The sequence below is a fragment of the Peptoniphilus sp. Marseille-Q6390 genome, from assembly GCF_965119475.1.
Genome location: NZ_CBCPLS010000002.1, coordinates 248949 through 271896 on the forward strand (window position 1 = coordinate 248949; position 22948 = coordinate 271896).

The following is a 22948-nucleotide window of genomic DNA, read 5'->3' on the forward strand; positions in this document are numbered from 1 at the left end:
TAGATGGAGGTTAGGATGAAACATTTAATTGAGCCACTAGATTTTACAACTGAAGAATACGAAGAAATTTTTAGACTAGTTGATAACATTATCGCAAATCCAGGTGATTATTCTCACGTTTGCGACAATAAGTTATTGGCTAGTCTTTTTTTTGAGCCTTCCACTAGGACGAGACTATCCTTTGAGACTGCCATGCTAAGACTGGGAGGACAAGTAATTGGTTTTTCTGACGCAGGTGTAAGCTCATCGACAAAGGGAGAGACCCTACTTGACACAATTAGGGTTATAGAAAATTATGCGGACATTTGTGCCATGCGACACCCAAAGGAAGGGGCAGCTCTTATGGCATCAAAGGCTGTGAAGACCATGCCAATTATAAATGCTGGAGATGGGGGACACTTCCACCCAACGCAAACTCTTGCAGACTTAATAACAATTAGGCATTACAAAAAGTCCTTTGACAATTTGACTGTGGGACTTTGTGGCGACTTAAAATTTGGAAGGACAATTCACTCTCTTGTCAGAGCCCTTAATCGATATGAAAATGTGAAATTTATTTTTATTTCGCCAGAGGAACTCAAGATGCCAGATCCTTTTAAGAACTTTATAGACGAAGAAAACTACACTGAGACCAGGGACCTTGTAAGTGTAATTGATGACTTAGACGTCCTCTACATGTCAAGGGTTCAAAAGGAAAGATTTGTTTCTTCAGACGAGTATGAAAGATTAAAGGACTACTACATCTTAACTGAAGAAAAATTAAAAAATGCGAAAAAAGACATGATTATACTTCATCCTCTACCAAGGGTAAATGAAATTGCTCCTGAAGTGGACAAAGACCCTCGAGCAGTTTACTTTGAGCAAACAAAATTTGGAATGTACGGTAGGATGGCGCTAATCATGAAACTTTTGGAGGCTACAAAATGATAAATGTTTCAAAAATAAAAAAAGGAATTGTACTTGACCACATAGAAGCAGGCAGGGCTCACGTTCTTTATAAAGCTCTTGAACTTGACAAGGTCACTGATGCAGTTGTACTTATGCAAAATATTTTCTCAACTTCCATGGGCAAGAAGGACCTAATAAAAATAGAAACAGATTACAACTTGGACTTCACAGTTCTAGGACTAATTGCTCCTCACACAACAGTAAACTTTATTGAAGATGGAGAAAGGGTGAAAAAAATTCGCATGGAATTGCCAGAGGTTGTTGAGGATGTCTTAACTTGCAAGAACCCAAGATGTATCACAAACTCTGAAAGAGAAATACCAGGCAACAAGTTCTTCCTATACAACAGAGACAAGAAGGAATACAAGTGCGAATATTGTGATACAGTAACCACATATGGAGAATGATATGGCAAAGATAATAGAAAATATTAACGTGTGCAAGGACTACTTCATACTGAGGACAGACCTAGATGTAAAAGTTTATCCAGGGCAATTTTTTATGCTAAGGGCCTGGGATTCTTACCCAACTCTTTCAAGACCGATTTCAGTTTATGATGTCACAGAGGGAGTTGACTTTCTCATCGAAAAGAGAGGAGAGGGGACAAAGATACTTGAAAAATTGCAAGTAGGCGACGAGATAAAATTGTTTGGTCCCTTTGGCAATGCCTTCTACGCCAACGTAGATGAAGTTGCCCTAGTTGGTGGTGGAGTTGGAGTCGCTCCCTTCCACTATCTAATTAAGGAAATTCAAAAGCTTAAACCAAATTCAAAAATTACTCTTTACATTGGAGAAAGAGAAGAGCTTGAACTTGAAAATGCCTTTAAAGATATTATCTGCGACATAAAGATAAAAAAAGGCGGCTTCATAACAGATATAATTGATTTTGAAAACCACGATTTGATTTACACATGTGGGCCAGAAATTATGATGAAGAAAGTTGTCGAACTTGCAAAAGCTCATGACATAAGGACCTATGTGTCTCTTGAAAAGAGAATGGGATGTGGCGTGGGCGCCTGCCTATCATGTTCTTGTGAAACAAAAAAGGGCAGAAGAAGATCATGCAAGGAAGGACCAATATTTAAGGGGAGTGATTTAATTGACTTCTAGGACTGAAATAGATTTAGCAGGAATAAAATTAAAAAATCCAATAATAATGGCAAGTGGTACCTATGGATTTGGAGAAGAGTTTAAAGACTTTTACGATCCAAAAATTTTAGGGGGAATTTCTTCCAAGGGAATCACAAGACATCCCAAGAAGGGAAATGATGGCATAAGAATTTGGGAAACCCCATCAGGAATTTTAAACTCAATAGGACTTGAAAACCCAGGAGTTGAAGAATTTGTTAAGACAAAAATCCATGACATGAATAAACTTGGGACAGAAGTTTTCGTCAACCTTGGTGGCAATACCATTGAAGAATACATTGAGTCAGCAGAAATTTTAAATGACTATGACTTTGCAGCCATTGAATTAAATATTTCTTGCCCCAATGTCAAGGAAGGTGGCATGGCCTTTGGCATGGACAAGGACTCTGCCGCAAAAGTTGTTAGAGAAGTTATGAAGGTTACAAACAAAAAAGTTTTTGTAAAACTTTCTCCTAACGCTGGCGATATTGTTGGCATAGCCAAGGCAGTGGAAGCCGAAGGTGCAACAGGTCTTTCTCTTATAAATACAATTCTCGGCATGGCAATTGATTTAGATAGAGAAGAAATTCCCTTTGACAACACTTACGCAGGTCTATCAGGTCCAGCAGTAAAACCAATTGCCTTAAGGATTCTTCATCAAGTTGCAAAAAATGTAGATATTCCAATAATTGGCATGGGAGGAATTTCAAACTACAGAGACGTCCTTGAATTCTTAATGGCAGGAGCGACTGCAGTAGAAGTTGGAACCTATAACTTTATGAATCCAAATGGAGGAGCAGAAATTATCTCAGACCTTGAAAGATATTTGGAAGAAAAAAATAAAAATGTAAATGACTTTATAAAAAAATTAGTTTAAAGATTATAAATTTTAATTTCAGGACTCCTGAGCAGGGAGTTCTTTTTTATTAAGAAAAATTTTACATGATGTAAAAATTATTATAGTATACAGAAATTTTGTACATAAAAAAGGCAAAAATTGATTAAAACGAAGAATTAACAATTTATTATATTATTTTACTAAATCACGGTTTAATTTAAATTAAATCTTAGTTATAATAAATATATCGAACATTAAGTCTTTGCTTAAAGGACTTAATAGATTCGAAATTTTTTGAAAGGAGATGAGTTTATGGATTTATTAAGTATTTTAAATTCAAAACCACTTTATCTTTTAGTTGGAGTATCGTTAGCTATAATTTTTGGAATGTGTATCTTTTTTTGCAAAAGAGCAATTAAAAGAGCAAAAGAATTGAACATTACGCAGGACAAGATTAATTCTGTAATTAGATCTTCAGTAATTTTTTCAATAGTACCTTCAATTTCTGTTATTATTGGACTTATTACTCTTGCACCAATTCTTGGAGTACCATGGCCATGGTTTAGACTTTCAGTAGTAGGTTCTTTACCTTATGAACTAATGGCAGCAGACCTATCTGTAAAAGGAGCAGGTTTCACTGGATTTGAGGACTTTCTAGCAAATGGTACATCAAGTATAATTGGAGCAATTATGTTTGTAATGAGTATTTCTATTATGGCTGGAATGGTTTTCAACATTTTTGCTCTTAAAAGAGTACATACAGGAGTACTTAAGGCTGGAGAAAAGGATACTCCTTTTGTTGACCTTGCCTTATCAGTTCTTGTAGTTGGTATGATGTCAGTGTTTGTACCAGTTCAATCAGTTAAGTCAACTATTCATTTACTTACAATTATAGTTAGTATGCTTATTACAGTAATTTGTTCAAAGATTGCGACAAAATACAAGGTCACTTGGTTAAACGATTTTACAATGTCCTTTGCACTTGTTGGAGCAATGGCAGCATCAGTTGTTTTTACTAATATGGGAATAGGAGGTTAATTATTATGATGTCAAATTATATGAAAAATACTTATAGATATGGAATTATTGCAACAATTCTTGCTATGGGTCTTATGCTTGGTATACCAGCAGTCATGTGTACAATTTATGGAATGTGGCCACAGTGGTCCCTTATAGCATCTGTTGCAGGTCCGCTAATGGCACTTTTTGTACCAACAGCCTTGGCAGAACAACTTTCTATGATTCCAATTGGTGGTACAACTTGCTATTTAAATTCAATTCTTGGTAATGTTATGAATATCAAATTCCCTTGCTACTTATCAGCAATTGCAACTGTAGATGCAACTCCTGGTACAGAAGAAGCAGACGTTATGGGAATGATTGCAGTAACAGTTTCAGGAATGGTTTCAATGATTACTATAGTAATTGGAGTTATTCTTTTGGCACCATTAAAACCAATCCTTCAAACAGAAACTGTTGCAACAGCTACAACTTATATTTTACCAGCTCTTTATGGTTCCATGGGAATTTCTGCTTTTATTTCAACAAGTGCAGGTTCCAAGTACAAGGCACCAAGAAGACCATTAATAGCAATTGTAGCTTTAGCAATAGTATATGCTTTTAACTTCCTAGTAATGCCAATAGCAGGAAAAGAAGGTTATGCCATGTTAATTATGTTAGTTGTGACACTTCTAATTTCCTACTCTTTTTATAAGTCAGGAATCGTAAAATTAGTGAAGAAGGAAGATTAATATGGATAATTTTTTAAATTCAGTAATAGAATATGGAAAAGATTTTGTAGATCAAGGCAAACTAGTTGATTACATTCCAATTTTAAAAGATGCAGATAAGACTGCTTTAGGAGCTTGTATAGTAGATAAAGATGGAAGGGTTTTTGAGGCTGGTAAATCTCGTGAAGAGTTCGCAATTATGTCAATAGTAAAAGTTATTTTATTTGACATAGTACTTGATAATTATAAACTTGATGAGATAACAAAATACATGAGACTTGAAGGGTCATCTAAACCTTATAACTCTATACTGGATTTAGAGGCAGAAGGTGGGAAGCCTGTTAATCCTTTTATTAATGCCGGTGCAATTACATCAGCCTACCTTATTTATAAAAAGTTTAAAGATAAATCTATAGACGTTCTTATGAAAAGAGCAAAGCTAGTTATGGAAAATGATGATTTAGTTTACAATCAAACTCTTCTTGATACAGTAAAAACAGGTGGGGAGAACAACTTAGCACTAGCTTGGATTCTAAAAAAACATGGAACTATAGATAAGGAGACATCAGTAGATGATGTACTTTATATTTATAATTTAGCATGCTGTATTATGGTGAATACAAAAGATCTTGCTGTATTTGCATCAATGATTTCTAAAAATGGTAAGGATTTACAAGGAAATCAGATTATAAAAGAAGAAAATGCAAGAATTCTAAGAACTCTTATGGCAATTTGCGGAACTTATGACTATTCTGGAGATTTTGCTATAAATATTGGAATACCTGCTAAGAGCGGCGTTGGTGGTGGCATAATGGCTACTACAAACAAGGATATTGGAATCTGCACATTTTGCCCGGGATTGGACTCCTATGGGAATTCTGTTGCTGGAGTAAAAATGATGGGAAAAATTTCGAGAGAGTTAAAACTAAATTTTTATTAAAGTTTAGTTAATTAAAAAAGAAAGGGAGATGATTTATATGACGGGTGCAATGCTAACTACTTTATTTCAAAGTGTATGTTTCTTATCACTGTTTTTATTGATAGGATTTTTATTAAGAGCAAAAATTAAGGCTTTTCAAGAAACTTTTATACCAGCCAGTGTAATTGGAGGTTTTATCCTTTTATTACTTGGACCAATAGGTTTTGGTATTCTTCCAATTCCAGAAGAATGGATTAAAATCTGGTCACTTATACCAGGTATTTTAATCGTACCAGTTGTTACAGCTACACCACTTGGTCTTGATTTAGGCGGAAAAAATGCAATGAAGAAGTTTAAGCCAGCAGTTCCACTATTTTTTATAATGTTTGCAGCTTATTATCTTCAAAATGCTATTGGTTTTGGTACTAACGAGCTATTTAGATCAATGGGTCAAGATTTATATGATACTTTTGGATGGGAACTTTGTATTGGTTATACTGGTGGTCACGGTACTGCAGGTATTCTCGGAAATATGCTTAGTGAACTTAATATTCCTTACTGGGAAACTGCACAAGGTGTTGCGGTTACAATGGCTACTTTTGGTCTAGTTGGTGGTATATTAATTGGTATGGTATTGATTAACTGGGCTGCAAGAAAGGGTGAAACAGCTATACTTAAAGAGCCTGGAGACATTCCAAAAGATGTTAAAATTGGTTATGAAAAGGATGTTACTAAACAAGGATCACTTGGTAGAGAAACTACAAAATCAGCATCTATGGATACAGTTACATTCCACTCAGCAGTAATATTTTTAGGTTGTTTAATTGCTTACGGTATTTTAGCTGTGTCTAAAAAATACAATATACCAGGACTAAAATCAATTTCTGTATGGGCATATGGTATTCTTGTTATGTTTGTAATTTGGGCAATTATTAAAAAATTAAAATTAGACTTTTTAATTGACTCAAATGTTAAAGGTAAAATCACAGGATCATTAACTGAGTTTGCAGTAATTGGGGCTGTTGCTTCATTACCACTAAAGACTGTTTTCACATATTTTGTTCCAATTATGGTTATGGTAATATTAGGATATATCGGAACTGTTGGAATACTTTTAATTTTATGTAAGAGATATTTAAAAGTTGACTGGTTCGAACACATGATAGCTACTTTAGGAATGTCTACAGGAGTATTCTTAACTGGACTTTTACTTTTAAAGATTTGTGACCCAGATTCAGAAAGTACTGCTCTAGGTAACTATTCAATTTCCTTCTCAATAATATCAGCCGTTACATTTGCTATTATGCCTTTAATTTTAAACATAATATTAACAAATGGACCAGGCACGGCTTTTCTATTAACTAGTGGTCTTACAGTTTTTGGAATAATAGCAACAATAATTACATCAAAAGTTCTTTTAAAGGATTAAGTTAAAAAAAGAAATTTTTAAGGAGAATGACATGGATAAATATAATAACGAACTTATAGAGCTCGCTAAAAATATATGGGATTATGCGGAAATTAAGTGGAAAGAATATAAATCCGTTGAAGCTCAGAAGGAAATTTTAAAAAAACATGGTTTTAAAATCAATGAAAATCTAGCAAATCTTCCAACTGCTTTCAGTGCAGAGTTTGGAAAAAATGGCGGAGTAAGCATTGGTTTTTTAGGGGAATTTGATGCATTATCTGGACTATCACAAGTTGAAGATTTAACAGAGAGAGTAGAAAAGGTTAAGGGAGAGTGTGGCCATGGCTGTGGTCACCATCTTTTGGGAACAGCTTCAATTGGTGCTGCTCTTAAATTGAAAGATTATATTGAAGATAATAATCTTGATGCTAAAGTAGTTTATTTTGGATGTCCAGCAGAAGAAGGCGGAAGTGGAAAAGCCTTTATGGCAAAGGCTGGTTGCTTTGATGTCGTTGATATTGCAATAACATGGCATCCATTTACAGGAAATGCAATTTTTACTGGTTCCCTTCAGGCAAATAAGCAAGTTTATGTTAGGTTTAAGGGTAAGGGAGCTCACGCTGCAGCTTCTCCGCACTTGGGAAGATCTGCACTCGATGGGCTAGAGCTTGTTAATATAGGAGTGCAGTTCCTAAGAGAACACATGCAAGACTTTGAAAGAATTCACTATTCAATAACTGATCCAGGTTCTTCATCCCCAAATGTTGTACAACCGTATGCGGAAGGAATGTATTTACTTCGTTCCAAAGATACAGAACATGTAAATAGACTTTATGAAAGATTTGAAAAAATTGTTGAAGGAGCAGGTCTAATGACTGAGACTGAGCCTGAAATAATTTTTGATAAGGCTTGTTCCAATGTAATTCCAAATCCTATAATAGAGGAAGAACTTTATAAAGCTTTCTTGGAAGAGGGACCAATGGAATTCACTGAAGAAGAAATCAATTATGCAAAAGAATTCAGAAATACTTTTCCAGAAGAAAATATTGAAAGTGAAAATACAATTGGATTTTCTCAAGATAAAGCTGGTGAATTGAATTATTTAAAGAGTAAGATACTTTATGATAAAATTTTGGACTATAAACATTCTAATGAACTTGTAATGGGATCTTCAGATGTAGGGGATTGCTCAAATGTAGTTCCAACAGCGCAAATCATTACAGCATGCTTTGCTATTGGTACAACTGCACACTCATGGCAAGAAGTTGCTCAAGGAAAGTCTTCAATTGCAATGAAAGGTATGTTAAAGGCATCTGATGTAATGGCAAGAGCTGCGAAAAGCTTTATAGAAAATCCTGAACTTATCAAAAAAGCCCATGAAGAATTTATTAAAGTTCGTGGAGAAAAATTTGTTTCGCCAATACCAGATGGTGCTAGACCAAGGATGAATTAAATGAATACTATTTTAAATGAATCAAAGAAAAATCAAGAACTTTTAGTCAAAATAAGAAGAGAACTTCATATGAACGCAGAAACTTCACAAAATGAAATTGAGACTTCAAAGATAATTATGAAATATCTTGATGAATTCAACATTCCTTATAAAAGTGATGTTGGTGGGCATGGAATTGTTGCGGAAATAAAAGGTAATGAACCAGGTAAAATTGTTGCTCTAAGAGCTGATATGGATGCACTAGAAATGGAAGAAGAAACTGATATTGACTTTAAATCTAAAAATAAAAATGTTATGCACTCATGTGGACATGACTCTCATATGACTTTTCTTCTTGGCGCAGCAAAATTATTGAATGATAACAAAGATAAGATAAAAGGCAAGGTAAAACTTGTATTTCAACCAGCAGAAGAATTCTCTCCAATTGGTGGAGCACCAAAAATTTTAGAATCAGGACTTCTTGATGATGTTGATGCAATATTTGGGTCACACGTATGGCCTGATCTTCCATTTGGGAAAATTGCTATAAAAGAAGGACCTATGATGGCTAACTCTGATCATTTTACAATAAAATTTATTGGAGCATCATCTCATGCGGCAAAGCCTCATGAAGGAGTTGATGCAGTTATAATGGGTTCACAATTTGTAAATGCAATGCAAACATTAATATCCAGAAATACTGATCCAATGAATTCTGCAGTTTTAACTGTTGGAAGATTTATATCAGGGACAAGGTACAATGTTATGGCAGAAGAAGCCCTAATTGATGGAACTTGCAGAACTTTTTCCCGTGATGATAGAATGAGAATTTCTAAAGATATGGAAAATTTGGCAAAAGCCATTGCCGAAGTCAATCATGGAAAATGCGAATATAATTATGGATTTGGATATCCAGCAGTTATTAACGAAAAAGAATCTGTAAGAGTTGTAAAAGAAAGTGTTGCGGAACTTTTTGGAAGAGAAGCGATTTTAGAGATAGAAAAACCAGCCATGACTGCAGAAGATTTTGCTTTTTATCTTGAAAAGATAAAGGGAGCTTTTTATTGGGTAGGAATTGGCAAAGAAGGCGAAAAAAATTATCCACTTCACAGCAAAAGGTTTTATCTAAATGAGGATATTTTATATAGAGGCGCGGCCTTAATGTATGAAATAGCCACAAATTTTTTAAACAAAAATTAATAATAATAATTTTTAGGTCTCTACGGAGGCCTTTTTTATTTTGATTTGATGTTCAAAAATTTTTTCTTCAATAAATTCTTTTATTTATCTTAAGAGGCAATATCATTTTACAAATTCACTTTAGCATATTATAATATCAAAAAAGGCTAGACTATATTTTTTATTTTATAAAGGAGTCAAAATGGATTATAAAAACGGATACAAGGAAACCATAAAGGCTAGAGAAAGAATAGGGGATTTTATTTATGAAACTCCCCTAATAAGACTTAATTATATTTCTGAAATGCTTGGCACATCTGTCTATGCAAAACTGGAAAATATGCAAAAGACAAATTCCTTCAAGATTAGAGGTGCCTTAAATAAAATTAGAAAGCTTTCTGATGAAGAATTAAAAAAGGGTGTTGTCACAGCTTCTAGTGGAAATCACGGCAAGGGGATTGCAACTTGTGCAAAAATGTTAGGCATACCAGCAAAGATTGTCTTGTCAGATACTTCTACTGAAGCCAAGAGACAAATGATAAGAGACCTTGGCGCAGAAATTGTAATCACAAGCGTTGAAACAAGATTTGAAGTTGCAAAGGAAATTTCTGAGAAGGAAGGCATGACCTTCATCCATCCTTATGACGACTTAGATGTCTCTGAAGGACAAGGGACTATTGCAGTTGAAGTCTTAAACAAGATGGACAACTTGAAGATGATTGTTCCCATTGGTGGTGGCGGACTAATCTCTGGCATTGCCATGTATACTAAGGGAGTTTCAAAAGGATCCGAGGTAATTGGAGTTGAACCAGAAAATGTTGCAAGGTATACTTTATCACTCAAAGAAGGTGAGCCAAGTCAAGTTAAGAGGGGAGCAACTCTTGCTGACGGACTTCTTTCTGTTAAGCCAGGAGATCATGTATTTCCTCTTGTAAGAGATCTTGTTGACGATGTTGTAACTTGCCAAGATAAAAATATTAAAAAAGCTTTAGATTTATTGTATAATAAAGAGAAATTAATTGTTGAGCCATCTTCTGCCATAGGCCTTGGTGCAATTCTTGAAGGCAAAATAAAATATGATGACAATGACAAGCTTGTTCTCATTATCACAGGCGGTAATGTAGAAGGCAGAGCAATTGAAGAAATTATAAATTCTTAGGGAGGAAATCATGAGAGATTTTATTTGTAGTAAGTTTAACAAGGTGGGACCATCTGGAATTAGAAAGATTAATGAAAAAACCCTTGAGATGGAAAGAGCCGGCAAAAAAATCTACCACTTTGAAGTAGGCAGACCAGATTTTGATACTCCAAAGATAATAAAAGATGCAACTATAAAGAGTATTGAAAATGGAGATGTTTTTTACACTTCAAATTATGGAATTATGCCTCTAAGAGAAGCTGTGGCTGAGAAACTTAGAAATGAAAATAATTTAGACTATACTGCAAAGGAAGTCTTGATAACAGCAGGTGCTAGTGAATCTATTTATGATTCTTATTCGCTAATCCTTGAAGAAGATGACGAGATTCTTTTACCAAACCCATGCTGGCCAAATTATGTTAACGCAGCTCACATTATGGGAGCAGTGCCTGTAAGATATAGCCTTGCAGAAGAAAATGACTTCCAAATTGATTTTGATGAGCTTGAAGGTCTTGTTACAGAAAAGACTAAGGCAATTGTAATTATTAACCCATCAAACCCAATTGGATCCATGTTCACACTAGAAACTTTGGAAAAGCTTGCTGACTTTGCAAAGAAAAAAGATATCCTAGTAATTTCTGATGAAATTTACGAAAAGATTATCTACGGAAACAAAAAGCATATCTCCATAGCATCTCTTGATGGAATGAAGGAAAGAACTATTACTATTAATGGTTTCTCAAAAACTTATTCTATGACAGGCTTCCGCCTTGCTTATGTTGCAGCGCCAGAAGAATTTATTAGAGTTCTAAATATTATCCACCAACACAACACTTCTTGTGCAACTTCCTTTGTTCAATATGGAGGTATAACTGCTCTTAAAGAAGGTGGAGATGCTTCTGAGGAAATGGTGAAGGAATACAAGAGAAGACGTGACTATATTGTTGAAAAAGTTAACTCCATTGAAGGACTTAGCTTAAATGCTCCTGATGGTGCCTTTTATGCCTTCATTAATATTAAGGGATTAGGAGTTTCTTCAGAAGAATTTTGCAATTACCTTCTTGATGAAGAGTGTGTTGCAATTGTTCCAGGAACAGTTTTCGGAAGTGCAGGAGAAGGCTTTGTTAGATTTTCCTACGCATCTTCTTACGAAGATATAGTTGAAGGTCTTAACAGGATGGAGAAAGCTTGTAAGCATTTTTTAAATAAGTAAGCTATCTTGATTTTATAATCAGGTGAAATAATGAAAAAATTTTTAATAATTATATCAAATGTTATTATTTTCGCACTAGCGTCAATATTACTTTCAAGATCTCAAAAAAGTGGAGATTTTATGTTAAAATTATTTTATTCAATAGCCCTAGTTAAGGCAGGATTTAATATAACGAAAGCATTAAAAATAGAGTAGGTTTCTCATTGAACCTACTCTATTTTATTTGCATAAGTTTTTAAAAATATCCCAACTACCTTGTGGAAGCGGGCGATGTCAGTTATATATGCGTAGTCGTTGCCGTAAATCTTTTTGATGTTCATGCTTTCTGCTTCTTCGCCAGTGAAGACTCCAAAGGTGTTAATTCCCTTAAGCCTTGTCAAGAGGACTTCCTTTGATGTGTCCATGACAGCTTCTTCGTCCTTGTAATTTTCTCCTGGCGTCTTTGATGCGCCGACTACTCCAATGTCAATTTCATCAAAGGGAAGGCCATCAGTCAAGACAATTAAAAATCTTCTTGAGCCCCTATTTTTTGAAACCAAGTGTCGCATAAATTTTATTGCAAGTCCATCTCTGTTGGAGCCTGAAGGGGAGTACTTGAAGATGTCCTTATTTTTTATCCTTGGGTCAATGTAGTCCCTGTATTTTTTTATAACAAGATAATTGTAAAAGTTGTTGTAAGAGAAGACCCTAGTTTTTATATTTAAAGAAGTTAGGGCCTCTGCAATGATATAGCTTTCTGTTGCAAGAATTTCTTTTCTTTCATTTTGCGAAGCAGAGGAGTCCAAGAGGATGTCTACAAAAATCTCATTGGAGTCCTTCCTGTTAATTTTTTCGAAAATCCTATCTTCATTTAATTCTCTTGTCTTCCAAATTTCTGATGGAATAATTTTTCCAGAAGTAGATTTTAATATTTCATCTTCAGATTCCTTCAAGAGGGAATTTTTTATGACACCAGCAAGTTCTCTTATGGCACGAGAGTTCTGCAACTTGTTTCTTTCATAAAAGTTTAAGTTGTCAGAGTAATTTCTCATTTCTTCCTGAGCATAATAGGATGATTTGTTTTCAAATTCTCCCACAGGGAAGAAAAATTTTATTTCCTCGTGGATGCCAGTTGAAATTTCTTGGGCAATCCTATCAGCAGTGTGTCTTTTTATTTTTTCAATACCATAGCGTTTGACTAGAGCCTTATAAATATTTTTGTCACCAGGCTTACTTACCAGGGCATCTTCTTCAACATTTATATCCCTGTAGTCGTCGTTAAAGAAGGTAAACTCTGCTGATTCAATGTTGTATCTCTCAAGAAAAGTGTTGTCCAACAAATTTTTTCTTTGATAAGGAGAATTCTTCTTAGAACTTGAATTAGACTTAGCTTCTTTTTTAAATTTTTCGTAGGACTCCTCTGTGTCATGGGGAAGGTCCTTGTTAATGTGAAAATATTTTTTGAAAATATATCTTAAGAAGTCGAGATACTTAAAGGTGTCTCTTTCCTTAAAATTATAAATTTCTCCTAACATCTCTTCTAAAACTCTTTGAACTTTTGGATATTGGCCTCTTTCTTTTCTAATGTAGCCAATTTTAAGTTCTGTGGTCATAATAATTTTTCGTCTGTTAAGATTTTTTAAGATTTCTTCATCGTGGTCATTTTTAAAATCTAAAGTCCCTGGTCTTTCTAAAATCATTTCTTTAGAAAAAATATTTTCCAAAACTAATTTTGAAATTTCCCACAAGTCCTTTTTGTTGTTTAATAAATTTACATACTTCTTGAAGAAGTCATCAAGTACATAAAAATCAAAATACCTAGAGGCATGGCCAAGAAGGGCAGCCTCATAGGAGTCCTCAGGTTTAAGTGAAAAATTAAAAATATCAAAGTTATAGAAGTCTGAAAGAGTCCAAAAAATATTTTTTAGCCTATTTTCATCCTTCAAAGAGATCAGCTCTTTCGATATTTTTTACAAAAAGGGTGTCAATGACGTCGTTGACAATTTCCTTTTCGTAGGAGTCGAAGGTCTTGTCAACAATGCCCAGATCAAGAGACTCTCTTATGCCAAGTCCACGATTCATGAGCTCAATACTTGACATAAGTCCACGAAGGTCAATGGCCTTGGAAGAAATTTCTGAGTTAAGAGATTTCTCTTGAAGGTCTAAAAATAATCTTGTGAAAATTTTTATGGCATCCTTGTTGAGTCTTGTGTTTTCTTTAAATAACTTGGCAAGGTCCTCTTCAGTTATTGTTGGCATGTCGATTACCAAAAATCTTGAAACCAAGGCTTCGTTAAGGTCACGTGTACCAATGTAGCCGTAGTTCATTGTGGCAATAAATCTTGTCGCGTCGTTTAGGATAAGTCTGTCGTAGCCAGAAATATCAAGAACTCTTCTGTAGTCAAGAGTTGAGTGAACAACAGAAAGGGCTTCGTTCTTAGCCATGTTGATTTCGTCAAAGACTGCAAAGCCACCTTCTTCTGCTGCTTCATAAACTGGTCCCTTCTTAAGAGTTACCTCGTTGTTCTTGAAGGTATCAGATCCAATTAAGCTTGAAGGGTCTGATGCAATGTTTAAAGAAACAGTCCATAGTGGTCTCTTAAAGAGATAGGCCAAGTTTTCCGCCAACACATTTTTGCCCGTTGCCTTTGGACCAGAGAGGAGGATGTTGTCGCCAGATAAAATTGCAGCGATGGCCTTCTCCCAAGTTTTTTTGCCGTAATATTTGTATTTTATATTTGGAATTCTATATTCAAAATCTTTATTCAAATCATGTTTTTCTATAAATTCATCTACTCCGTCAAGTAGATCCTTTGAAACGCCTTGTGAAAGTAAAAACTCTCTCATTTCATCACCTCTTGCCTATTATAACAAAAAGTAAAATTATGTGTGGGAAATAAATTTTGAAAAAGATTGTTTTATTGTTATAATGTAAGAAAGTATAAAGGAGGATTTATTATGGCTTTTACTTCTAAATCACTTATTGCTTTAATTTTAGGTTTTGGAGTTTACATAGGAATTTTTGTACTTATAATCTTGGCAATCCTTGCCCTTATAAAGTATCTTAAAAAATAAAAAAAAGCCTAGCAGCCTTTAAAAATAAAAATCTTGTGTTATAATGTAGATAAAGAGGACACCGTTAAAAGCGGTCGCCCTACAAGGTTATATTTCTATACCACCAGTAGTTGCGATACAGGTGGTATTTTTATTTCCTAATCTTTTTTATAAAGTGTTAGGATGGCGATTATAAGTGTTAAAATTTTAAGCATAATACTTAGAATTTCATAGTCACTCATAATTGCACCTCCCAATAGTTAAATTGGGCGACCACCATCTGCATGTCCTCGACTACATTATACATATTTTATAAAACTCCATCAATTAATAAATTGGTAAGACTAAGTCATAAATAAAGAAAAGGCCTTGCAGCCTTTAAAAATAAAAATCTTATGTTATAATATAGATAAAGAGGACACCATGTAGATGGTCACCCTCAATGACTAAATTTTAATTAAGCCATCTGTAGTAGTGATACAGGTGGCTTTCTCATTTCTTACTTATCTTTTCTAATGATAAGGGCTATAAGTGTGCCAAAAGCAATCATTAAAGACAAGGTCTCAAATATACTCATAGCACCACCCCCTCCCTTTGGAAGGGTAACCATCTGTATGTCCTCGTCTACATTATACATATTTTTTAAAACTCCATCAATTAATAATAATAAAATTACTTTAAAGTACAAAAAGCTTGAACTTATTTTTACTTATGTTATAATAAAAAAAACTAAAAAAGGCGATAATTGAGAATAGTAATTTTAAAAAGTTTTTAAGAGAGCAGGTGGCTGGTGAGAACCTGTAAAATTTTTAAGACGAATCCACCTCATAGTCTATGAAATTTTAAGTGAACCATTTGGTTAATTAGGGTGGCAACGCGGGTCTCTCGTCCCTTTAGGGATTGAGGGGCTTTTTTTATTTTAAGGGAGGATTTATGTTAGACATTAAATTTGTAAGAGAAAACCCAGAAGCAGTTAAGGAAAACATCAAAAAGAAATTCCAAGATGACAAACTTCCACTAGTTGATGAAGTTATAAAGATTGACGAGGACCTAAGAGCTGCAAAGACTAAGGGCGACAATCTTCGTGCAGAAAAAAATCAAACTTCAAAAGAAATTGGTGGCTTCATGCAAAAGGGAGAAAAGGATAAGGCAGAAGAAGCAAAGAAAAAAGTTGCTGAAATTAATGAAGAGATAGCAAATCTTGAAGCTGCTGAAAGAGAACTTGCTGAAGAACTTAAGAAGAGGATGCAAGTTATTCCACAAATGATGGATGAAACAGTGCCAATAGGAAAGGACGACAGCGAAAATGTTGAGCTTGAAAGATTTGGCGAACCAGTAATTCCTGACTTTGAAATTCCTTACCACATTGACATCATGGAAAGCTTTAAGGGAATTGATCTTGACTCTGCAAGGAACACATCAGGTGCAGGTTTCTACTATCTAAAGGGAGACATTGCAAGACTTCACTCTGCAATCCTAGCTTATGCAAGAGACTTTATGATTGATCGTGGATTTGAATACCACATCCCACCATTTATGATTAGATCAGATGTAGTTACTGGTGTTATGAGTTTTGCTGAAATGGAAAACATGATGTACAAGATTGAAGGCGAAGATCTTTATCTAATTGGTACTTCCGAACACTCAATGATTGGTAAATATATAAATACAATTACTCCAGAAGAAGATATGCCTCTTGCACTTACTTCTTATTCTCCTTGCTTTAGAAAAGAAGTTGGAGCTCACGGTATTGAAGAAAGAGGAGTTTATAGGATTCACCAATTTGAAAAACAAGAAATGGTTGTAATTTGCAAGCCAGAAGAATCTAAGGACTGGTATGTAAAATTATGGCAAAACACAGTGGACTTCTTCCGTTCACTAGACATACCTGTAAGAACTCTTGAATGTTGTTCTGGTGACTTGGCAGACTTAAAGGTTAAGTCTCTCGACGTTGAAGCCTTCTCACCAAGACAAAATAAATATTTTGAAGTTGGATCATGTTCAAACCTTGGCGATGCCCAAGCAAGAAGACTTAACATCAAACTTCGTGGCAAGGATGGCACATACTTTGCCCACACATTAAACAACACAGTTGTTGCACCACCAAGAATGTTAATTGCCTTCTTAGAAAACCTACTTCAAGAAGATGGCAGCGTAAGAATTCCTGAACCACTACAAATGTATATGGGTGGAATGACAAAGCTAACTCCAAAGAAATAAAAATAATATATTAAGTCTTATTCATTGTTTTAAAGAAAGTAATTTGATATAATTTATTCACTTAGGGGAGTAACTTTTAAATTTTCAGTCGTCATTACGGCATTGCCCGGCTGGAAAGCTTATTATGTAAGTATGTGAGACCGATGTAACAGTCGGTCTCTTTTTTGTATTATAAAGGAGGAAGTATGGAAAAAAATTGGTATAATCAATCCCCCGACGAAGCCCTAAAAAATCTTTCAACGACGAAAGACAAGGGACTAAGTCAAGATGAAGCCAAAGCTAGGCTTGAAAAATATGGGAAAAATGCTCTCGAAGCAGAAAAGAAAAAATCCTTTGGAGAAAAGTTAAAGGAACAAATCCTTGACCCAATGATTATCATCCTAATGGCAGCAGCTCTTGTATCAGCCTTCAATGGCGAAGCCCTTGATGCAGGAATAATTATTGCCATTGTAGTTGTCAATGCCTTTTTATCAATCTACCAAGAAGGTAAGGCAGAAGAAGCTATTGCAGCCCTACAAAAGATGTCATCACCAAAGGCAAAGGTCATAAGAGATGGTGACCACATAGAGGTTGACTCCAACACACTTGTGCCAGGAGATATTATCATCCTTGAAACAGGTGACATTGTCCCAGCTGATTTAAGACTACTTGAGTCATCAAACCTAAAGATTGATGAGTCATCCCTAACTGGTGAATCAGTTCCAGTAGAAAAGGAAGCTTCTATAGTCTATGATGGCAAGATGGAAATTGGTGACAGAGAAAACTTGGCTTACTCATCAACCATTGTAACTTACGGTAGGGGAATGGGACTTGTTATAGAAACTGGTCACGAAACAGAAATTGGAAAGATTGCAACTTCAATTGCCACAGTTGGAGATGAGCAAACTCCCCTTCAAAGAAAACTTGCAAAGTTATCCAAGACTCTTGGTATTTTAGTTCTTGTTATTTGTGCTGTGGTTCTTGGAGTTGGCGTACTTTATAAGCACGATCCAAGAGAAATGTTTATGACTGCAATTTCCCTTGCAGTAGCAGCAGTGCCAGAAGGACTTCCTGCTATTGTAACAATTGTACTTTCAATTGGTATGGGCAAGATGGCAGAAAAAAATGCTATTGTTAAAAAACTTTTGGCAGTAGAAACTCTTGGAACAACTACAGTAATTTGTTCTGACAAGACTGGTACTCTTACACAAAATGAAATGACTGTTGTAAAGGTATTTACTGACGGACATGTTTACGATGTTTCAGGAACTGGTTACTCTCCAGAAGGTGACGTAACAAGAAAAGATGCAAAAGTTACAATTGAAGAAGACGAAAACCTTAAAATTTTATCTTCTATCGCAGCCTTAACTAATGATGCAAAACTACAAGTTAAGGGTGGGGAAGCATCAATTATTGGTGACCCAACTGAAGGAGCCCTTCTTACTTTTGCAGAAAAAGCAGGAAATGGACTTAAGGAACTTTACAACAACTTTGATAGAATTGAAGAAATTCCTTTTGACTCTGACAGGAAGATGATGACAACCTTCCACGACAAGATTTTTGATGACATCACATCCTTTACAAAGGGAGCGCCAGACGTTGTTCTTGAAAGATGTAGCAAAATCTTAATAGATGGAAAAGAAGTAGACCTTGATGAAAAATTAAGAGAAGAAATTTTATCAAAGAATAGCGAGTTCGCAAGATCTGCCCTAAGATGTCTAGGTTATGCTTACAGAAAACACAAGGACATGCCAAATGAAATCACATCAGAAAATATTGAAAAGGACATGGTTTTTGTTGGACTAACAGGCATGATTGACCCTTCAAGACCAGAAGCAAAGGCAGCAATAAAAGAATGTAGAACTGCAGGCATAAGACCAATTATGATCACAGGTGACTACCTTGAAACAGGTCTTGCTATTGCAAAGGACCTTGGTATTGCTACATCAGATGACCAAGCAATCATGGGTAGGGAACTTAACGAAATGTCTGAAGAAGAACTTAGAGAAGTTGTAAAAGAAAAATCTGTCTTCACGAGAGTTTCTCCAGAAAACAAGGTTCAAATCGTTACAGCCCTAAAACAAAATGGTCACATAACAGCCATGACTGGAGATGGTGTTAACGACGCCCCAGCAATTAAAAAGGCAGACATTGGTATTGCCATGGGTATAACAGGTACTGACGTTGCAAAAAATACTGCAGAAGTAATTTTGACAGACGATAACTTTGCAACAATCGTAAACGCAGTTGAAGAAGGAAGAATTATCTATTCCAACATCAAAAAGTTCGTTGCTTATTTACTTTCATGTAACCTTGGGGAAGTTTTAATAGTATTGATTTCAATCCTAATGAACCTTCCAGTGCCACTAATTCCAATTCAATTGTTGTGGCTTAACCTTGTTACAGACTCCTTCCCAGCTCTTGCACTTGGAGTGGAAAGAGGAGAGGCAGACATAATGAATGAGCCGCCACGTGATCCAGACGAGCCAATTCTTGACACAGAAATAAAAATCACTGTTGCAATTCAATCTATTGCAATAACAGTTGCCACACTTCTAGCGTATTTTGTTGGACTTAAGTGGTATGGACAAGGCGAAGGACTTGGACACGCAAGGACAATGGCCTTCTCAGCATTAATTATTTGTGAACTTCTAAGAGCTTACACATCAAGATCAATTGACAAGACTGTATTCGAAATTGGAGTCTTCACAAATAAAAAGTTAGTGTTTGCAACTTTATTCTCCTTCTTACTAATGCTAGTAGTAATTTATGTACCAGTATTAAACGATGCCTTTGGACTTATGGACTTAGAACCAAAAGAAATCGCAGTAGTAATTTGCTCATCACTTATCCCACTAGTTGCAGGAGAAATCCAAAAGAAAGTAAGATTCAAGAAAAAATAAATTTAAAATGATAAAATCAAAAGTGTCCTTAGACTCTTATAGTTTAAGGACACTTTTTTTATTTAATATATAGTTTTATAGAAAATCTTATTTTTTGAAAAAATAGGTAATTAGAGAAATAATAAGACCAAATAAACTAGCCGCCATTAAGTCTCTAGCAAGACCATACAAAGAGATACTAAATATTCTTTCAATCCCAGATAATTTGTAAAAAATAAAGAAAAGGATTCCTAATATAAAAAATATTACAGTCATTTTACAGGCATTTAATAAGTAAAAATAAATGTCGTCATTTACATCAATTTTTTTATAGTGTTTTAAAATAAATTTTTCGAGCAATAAATTTATTTTTTTCATAATTTCTCTCCTATGCATTGAAAAGTATTGTAAATATAATTGTGATAGTAGCTACATATTTAACACCATAAAATTATCATGAATCTCAAAATCAGTCAACCCATAATTTAATATGAGTAAACCTTTTTATTATCTGCATAATTAAAGTTAATAGTAAAACTTCTCTAGCTATTATCTAGGGAAATAATATCGCTTGGTTTATTTTAGCACTCAAAAGTGGCTAACTTATTGTTGCAATTAAGATGATAAAAAAATTTTTTACGTGTTATAATATTTACTAATTAACTTTAAGGAGGGAAGAGATGATAAAAAATTTAAAAAAAGTTTTTCCAATTACAATTCCAATTTTAATTTCCTTTTTATTTATTGGACTTAGCTTTGGGATATATACATCTTCCTTTGGATATGATTTTTGGATGCCACCATTGACATCAGTGGTAATATTTTCGGGCTCAATTCAATTTGTAGTCGTTGAAGCCATGCACTCAGGCATGGACATCTTATCCTACATCCTAATAATTGCCATGATGAACATAAGACACTTTTTCTATGCCCTAACATGTCTTGGCAAGTTTAAAGGTCTAAGTGGGAAGAGAAAAACTTATGCCTACTATGCCCTTTGCGACGAAGCCTATTCCATGATAATGGGAACAAAAGTGCCAGATGATATGGAGAAGGAAGATTTTTATCTTTCAATTTTAATCTTGCTCCAGTCCTATTGGTTTATAGGCACAATCCTTGGGGGCATCCTTAGCAACTTTATAAATTTTGAAATCCAAGGAATAGATTTTATCTTGACAGCCCTCTTCCTTGTAATATTTTTGAGTCAATGGAAGCAAGTGGAAGATCACTTCCCAGCTCTACTCGGACTTGTGGCTTCGATCTTAGCTTTGATAATCTTTGGAGAGAACTTCATCCTTCCTGCCATGATTATTATCTTGCTTGTCCTTTATCTAGCTTACAGGAGGGAAAGAAATGACTGAAATGAAATATATTTTTCTTGCTGGTGGAATAACAATTCTTGCAAGGTTCCTCCCAAGAATTATTTTTAGGAAGAGAGAACTCCCAGGCTTCATAGCCTATCTTGGAGAAAAGCTTCCTTACTCACTAATGGGACTACTTCTAATCTTTTGCATAAGAGGAGTGGACTATACAAATTCAAGTGAAGTCTTGCCATTAGGACTTGCCTTCGCAGGGATAATCTTGTACTTTAAGTTTTTGAAAAATTTCTTGCTCTCAATCTTTTTTGGGACAGGTATCTACATGACATTAATTTATTTTTTGTAAATGACAAGTAACGAGCGAAGAATAAAAATTAAAAATTAAAATTTTGAAGAAGAGACTAATTAAATTTAGTCTTTTTTTATTGAAAAATTTTATAAAATCTTGACAAAATTATTTACTGGGCTTATAGTGTAAATATAAAGTATATACACTTAAAATTTAATTTAAGGAGTTGACGATTTTATGAAAAAAGATTTAAAAATTTTTATTGGAATATCATTTATTATTCCCTACTTAATGGGATTTGCCATTTATTACTGCAACTTACACGACATAAGCACAAGTATTTATCCTTTATTTCAAATGTTCATTCCATTTTTGGGCGTAGTGGCACTTTTGCATAAAGAAGATAAAAATATTTTAAAAATTTCTGCAATTAGAATATATTTAGTGACAAGTATTATCTTATTTACACTTTCGATAATAAATATTTTCTATCCAAAGTTTAGTGGATTGTCTGAATTTGTTATTTTAATTTCTGCTATTCCAATGATTATAAGCATCTTCACTATGGATAAAGATATTAAAAAGAAATTATCTCTAAACAATCCAAATAAAAAGATGACGCTTTTAATGTGTTTAATTTTTATACTTATATACTTTTTAAAGTTATTTATTGGCTGCATTGTAGAAGGAGAAACAAGTGGAATTGTAGAAGTTTTTAATCTTCATAGTTTAAAAGTTTTTATTTCCATTATTATTTTCTCTTTTTTAAATATTATGCCATTCATTGGAGAAGAGTATGGTTGGAGGGCATATTTAGCACCAAGGTTAAAAGAAATTTATGGTGTAAAAAAGTCTATTCTATTTACAGGTTTTATTTGGGGAATTTGGCACTTGCCTCTTAACTTATTTTATTATTCAGATGGAGTTTTGACATCACAAATTTATTCCATACTTATACAACTTGTATTCTGTACATTTTTGGGAATATTTTTAACTTATGCCTACAACAAGACAAAGTCAATCTGGGCTCCAGTTATGATTCATTATTTAAACAATAATCTTGCCCTACTATTTGTCACAGATTTATCTAAAGATATATTTTCTGGACAACATTATGATTTAAAAGAAACTTTATTTTCAATAGTAAGTTCAATAATATTATTTGGAATTTTCATATTTTCAAAGTATATAAAGGATGAAGAACTTTGGGAAAAATCTGTATATGAGAAAATTAAGGAGTCTTAATTGTTTTGTGCTTTCTAGAATTATTACAGTATTTAATACAAGTACTGT

General features: G+C 34.3%; 23 protein-coding genes and 1 other annotated feature. Of the genes, 18 read left to right on the top strand and 5 right to left on the bottom strand.

What is annotated here, in order from left to right; all coding sequences use genetic code 11:
• Positions 1 to 15 precede the first annotated feature (15 nt).
• The 13 genes from pyrB (at position 16) to ACWPVO_RS07185 (ending at position 12128) form a co-directional block, all read left to right on the top strand.
• Positions 16 to 927 (top strand): aspartate carbamoyltransferase, encoded by a 912-nt coding sequence (gene pyrB / locus ACWPVO_RS07125; protein WP_005958019.1) that lies wholly within the window; start codon positions 16 to 18, stop codon positions 925 to 927.
• On the top strand, positions 924 to 1355 hold the full coding sequence (locus ACWPVO_RS07130) for an aspartate carbamoyltransferase regulatory subunit (RefSeq protein WP_454207464.1): 432 nt from the start codon (positions 924 to 926) through the stop codon (positions 1353 to 1355). Before pyrB ends, ACWPVO_RS07130 begins: the two co-directional genes overlap by 4 nt.
• A gap of 1 nt (position 1356) precedes the next feature.
• The gene (locus tag ACWPVO_RS07135; RefSeq protein ID WP_454207466.1) at positions 1357 to 2058 is read left to right on the top strand and encodes a dihydroorotate dehydrogenase electron transfer subunit; all 702 of its coding nucleotides are present in this window, start codon (positions 1357 to 1359) and stop codon (positions 2056 to 2058) included.
• Entirely contained in the window at positions 2048 to 2953 is a 906-nt protein-coding gene (locus ACWPVO_RS07140; protein ID WP_195445435.1) for a dihydroorotate dehydrogenase, read from the top strand. The genes ACWPVO_RS07135 and ACWPVO_RS07140 overlap by 11 nt, the downstream gene beginning before the upstream one ends.
• A gap of 273 nt (positions 2954 to 3226) precedes the next feature.
• Positions 3227 to 3952 carry a DUF5058 family protein gene (locus ACWPVO_RS07145; RefSeq protein WP_454207468.1) on the top strand — a complete coding sequence of 242 codons (726 nt, stop codon included), beginning with the start codon at positions 3227 to 3229 and terminating at the stop codon, positions 3950 to 3952.
• Between the two features lie 5 nt (positions 3953 to 3957).
• Positions 3958 to 4665: a hypothetical protein gene (locus tag ACWPVO_RS07150; RefSeq protein WP_454207470.1), complete on the top strand. Its 708-nt coding sequence runs from the start codon at positions 3958 to 3960 to the stop codon at positions 4663 to 4665.
• 1 nt (position 4666) lies between these two features.
• On the top strand, positions 4667 to 5584 hold the full coding sequence (glsA, locus tag ACWPVO_RS07155; RefSeq protein WP_454207472.1) for a glutaminase A: 918 nt from the start codon (positions 4667 to 4669) through the stop codon (positions 5582 to 5584).
• Between the two features lie 49 nt (positions 5585 to 5633).
• The gene (locus tag ACWPVO_RS07160) at positions 5634 to 6992 is read left to right on the top strand and encodes a sodium/glutamate symporter (protein WP_454207474.1); all 1359 of its coding nucleotides are present in this window, start codon (positions 5634 to 5636) and stop codon (positions 6990 to 6992) included.
• 31 nt (positions 6993 to 7023) lie between these two features.
• Positions 7024 to 8424 carry an amidohydrolase gene (locus ACWPVO_RS07165; RefSeq protein ID WP_454207476.1) on the top strand — a complete coding sequence of 467 codons (1401 nt, stop codon included), beginning with the start codon at positions 7024 to 7026 and terminating at the stop codon, positions 8422 to 8424.
• On the top strand, positions 8425 to 9603 hold the full coding sequence (locus ACWPVO_RS07170) for a M20 metallopeptidase family protein (RefSeq protein WP_454207478.1): 1179 nt from the start codon (positions 8425 to 8427) through the stop codon (positions 9601 to 9603).
• Between the two features lie 181 nt (positions 9604 to 9784).
• Positions 9785 to 10741: a threonine ammonia-lyase gene (locus tag ACWPVO_RS07175; protein ID WP_250342343.1), complete on the top strand. Its 957-nt coding sequence runs from the start codon at positions 9785 to 9787 to the stop codon at positions 10739 to 10741.
• 10 nt (positions 10742 to 10751) lie between these two features.
• A complete protein-coding gene (locus ACWPVO_RS07180; protein ID WP_454207480.1) occupies positions 10752 to 11933 on the top strand; it encodes a pyridoxal phosphate-dependent aminotransferase in 1182 nt (393 codons plus the stop codon).
• Positions 11934 to 11963: 30 nt separating this feature from the next.
• Positions 11964 to 12128, top strand: coding sequence for a hypothetical protein (locus tag ACWPVO_RS07185; protein WP_005957975.1), 165 nt, complete (start codon positions 11964 to 11966; stop codon positions 12126 to 12128).
• Positions 12129 to 12142: 14 nt separating this feature from the next.
• Here ACWPVO_RS07185 and ACWPVO_RS07190 read toward each other — a convergent pair whose 3' ends face one another.
• From ACWPVO_RS07190 to ACWPVO_RS07205, 4 genes are all read right to left on the bottom strand, one after another.
• A complete protein-coding gene (locus ACWPVO_RS07190) occupies positions 12143 to 13858 on the bottom strand; it encodes a hypothetical protein (protein WP_454207482.1) in 1716 nt (571 codons plus the stop codon).
• Positions 13848 to 14759, bottom strand: coding sequence for an AAA family ATPase (locus tag ACWPVO_RS07195; RefSeq protein ID WP_282925349.1), 912 nt, complete (start codon positions 14757 to 14759; stop codon positions 13848 to 13850). Before ACWPVO_RS07195 ends, ACWPVO_RS07190 begins: the two co-directional genes overlap by 11 nt.
• Positions 14760 to 15124: 365 nt before the next feature.
• Positions 15125 to 15208: a putative holin-like toxin gene (locus tag ACWPVO_RS07200; protein ID WP_350310031.1), complete on the bottom strand. Its 84-nt coding sequence runs from the start codon at positions 15206 to 15208 to the stop codon at positions 15125 to 15127.
• Between the two features lie 257 nt (positions 15209 to 15465).
• A complete protein-coding gene (locus ACWPVO_RS07205; protein ID WP_005957914.1) occupies positions 15466 to 15603 on the bottom strand; it encodes a putative holin-like toxin in 138 nt (45 codons plus the stop codon).
• A gap of 95 nt (positions 15604 to 15698) precedes the next feature.
• Positions 15699 to 15862: a binding site (T-box leader), on the top strand.
• 37 nt (positions 15863 to 15899) lie between these two features.
• On the opposite strand from ACWPVO_RS07205, the gene serS reads away from it, so the two are divergent.
• Entirely contained in the window at positions 15900 to 17186 is a 1287-nt protein-coding gene (gene serS / locus ACWPVO_RS07210) for a serine--tRNA ligase (protein ID WP_454207485.1), read from the top strand.
• A 185-nt stretch (positions 17187 to 17371) separates the two neighbouring features.
• Complete coding sequence (locus ACWPVO_RS07215) at positions 17372 to 20068, top strand: cation-translocating P-type ATPase (RefSeq protein WP_454207487.1); 2697 nt, start codon at positions 17372 to 17374, stop codon at positions 20066 to 20068.
• A gap of 87 nt (positions 20069 to 20155) precedes the next feature.
• Here the strand turns inward: ACWPVO_RS07215 and ACWPVO_RS07220 are convergent, their stop codons facing one another.
• Entirely contained in the window at positions 20156 to 20425 is a 270-nt protein-coding gene (locus tag ACWPVO_RS07220) for a hypothetical protein (protein ID WP_005957922.1), read from the bottom strand.
• 302 nt (positions 20426 to 20727) lie between these two features.
• Between ACWPVO_RS07220 and ACWPVO_RS07225 the strand changes: the two genes are divergently transcribed.
• From ACWPVO_RS07225 to ACWPVO_RS07235, 3 genes are all read left to right on the top strand, one after another.
• Complete coding sequence (locus tag ACWPVO_RS07225; RefSeq protein ID WP_454207489.1) at positions 20728 to 21408, top strand: AzlC family ABC transporter permease; 681 nt, start codon at positions 20728 to 20730, stop codon at positions 21406 to 21408.
• Between the two features lies 1 nt (position 21409).
• Complete coding sequence (locus tag ACWPVO_RS07230; protein WP_454207491.1) at positions 21410 to 21712, top strand: branched-chain amino acid transporter permease; 303 nt, start codon at positions 21410 to 21412, stop codon at positions 21710 to 21712.
• Between the two features lie 180 nt (positions 21713 to 21892).
• Complete coding sequence (locus tag ACWPVO_RS07235) at positions 21893 to 22900, top strand: CPBP family intramembrane glutamic endopeptidase (RefSeq protein WP_454207493.1); 1008 nt, start codon at positions 21893 to 21895, stop codon at positions 22898 to 22900.
• Positions 22901 to 22948 lie beyond the last annotated feature (48 nt).

What these genes read in the sequence shown, in the direction of transcription:
- pyrB (WP_005958019.1), top strand. Translation starts at nt 16, where the DNA reads ATGAAACATTTAATTGAGCCACTAGATTTTACAACTGAAGAATACGAA.
- ACWPVO_RS07130 (WP_454207464.1), top strand. Translation starts at nt 924, where the DNA reads ATGATAAATGTTTCAAAAATAAAAAAAGGAATTGTACTTGACCACATA.
- ACWPVO_RS07135 (WP_454207466.1), top strand. Translation starts at nt 1,357, where the DNA reads ATGGCAAAGATAATAGAAAATATTAACGTGTGCAAGGACTACTTCATA.
- ACWPVO_RS07145 (WP_454207468.1), top strand. Translation starts at nt 3,227, where the DNA reads ATGGATTTATTAAGTATTTTAAATTCAAAACCACTTTATCTTTTAGTT.
- ACWPVO_RS07150 (WP_454207470.1), top strand. Translation starts at nt 3,958, where the DNA reads ATGATGTCAAATTATATGAAAAATACTTATAGATATGGAATTATTGCA.
- glsA (WP_454207472.1), top strand. Translation starts at nt 4,667, where the DNA reads ATGGATAATTTTTTAAATTCAGTAATAGAATATGGAAAAGATTTTGTA.
- ACWPVO_RS07160 (WP_454207474.1), top strand. Translation starts at nt 5,634, where the DNA reads ATGCTAACTACTTTATTTCAAAGTGTATGTTTCTTATCACTGTTTTTA.
- ACWPVO_RS07165 (WP_454207476.1), top strand. Translation starts at nt 7,024, where the DNA reads ATGGATAAATATAATAACGAACTTATAGAGCTCGCTAAAAATATATGG.
- ACWPVO_RS07170 (WP_454207478.1), top strand. Translation starts at nt 8,425, where the DNA reads ATGAATACTATTTTAAATGAATCAAAGAAAAATCAAGAACTTTTAGTC.
- ACWPVO_RS07175 (WP_250342343.1), top strand. Translation starts at nt 9,785, where the DNA reads ATGGATTATAAAAACGGATACAAGGAAACCATAAAGGCTAGAGAAAGA.
- ACWPVO_RS07180 (WP_454207480.1), top strand. Translation starts at nt 10,752, where the DNA reads ATGAGAGATTTTATTTGTAGTAAGTTTAACAAGGTGGGACCATCTGGA.
- ACWPVO_RS07185 (WP_005957975.1), top strand. Translation starts at nt 11,964, where the DNA reads ATGAAAAAATTTTTAATAATTATATCAAATGTTATTATTTTCGCACTA.
- ACWPVO_RS07195 (WP_282925349.1), bottom strand. Translation starts at nt 14,759, where the DNA reads ATGAGAGAGTTTTTACTTTCACAAGGCGTTTCAAAGGATCTACTTGAC.
- ACWPVO_RS07200 (WP_350310031.1), bottom strand. Translation starts at nt 15,208, where the DNA reads ATGAGTGACTATGAAATTCTAAGTATTATGCTTAAAATTTTAACACTT.
- ACWPVO_RS07205 (WP_005957914.1), bottom strand. Translation starts at nt 15,603, where the DNA reads ATGTATAATGTAGACGAGGACATACAGATGGTTACCCTTCCAAAGGGA.
- serS (WP_454207485.1), top strand. Translation starts at nt 15,900, where the DNA reads ATGTTAGACATTAAATTTGTAAGAGAAAACCCAGAAGCAGTTAAGGAA.
- ACWPVO_RS07215 (WP_454207487.1), top strand. Translation starts at nt 17,372, where the DNA reads ATGGAAAAAAATTGGTATAATCAATCCCCCGACGAAGCCCTAAAAAAT.
- ACWPVO_RS07220 (WP_005957922.1), bottom strand. Translation starts at nt 20,425, where the DNA reads ATGAAAAAAATAAATTTATTGCTCGAAAAATTTATTTTAAAACACTAT.
- ACWPVO_RS07225 (WP_454207489.1), top strand. Translation starts at nt 20,728, where the DNA reads ATGATAAAAAATTTAAAAAAAGTTTTTCCAATTACAATTCCAATTTTA.
- ACWPVO_RS07230 (WP_454207491.1), top strand. Translation starts at nt 21,410, where the DNA reads ATGAAATATATTTTTCTTGCTGGTGGAATAACAATTCTTGCAAGGTTC.
- ACWPVO_RS07235 (WP_454207493.1), top strand. Translation starts at nt 21,893, where the DNA reads ATGAAAAAAGATTTAAAAATTTTTATTGGAATATCATTTATTATTCCC.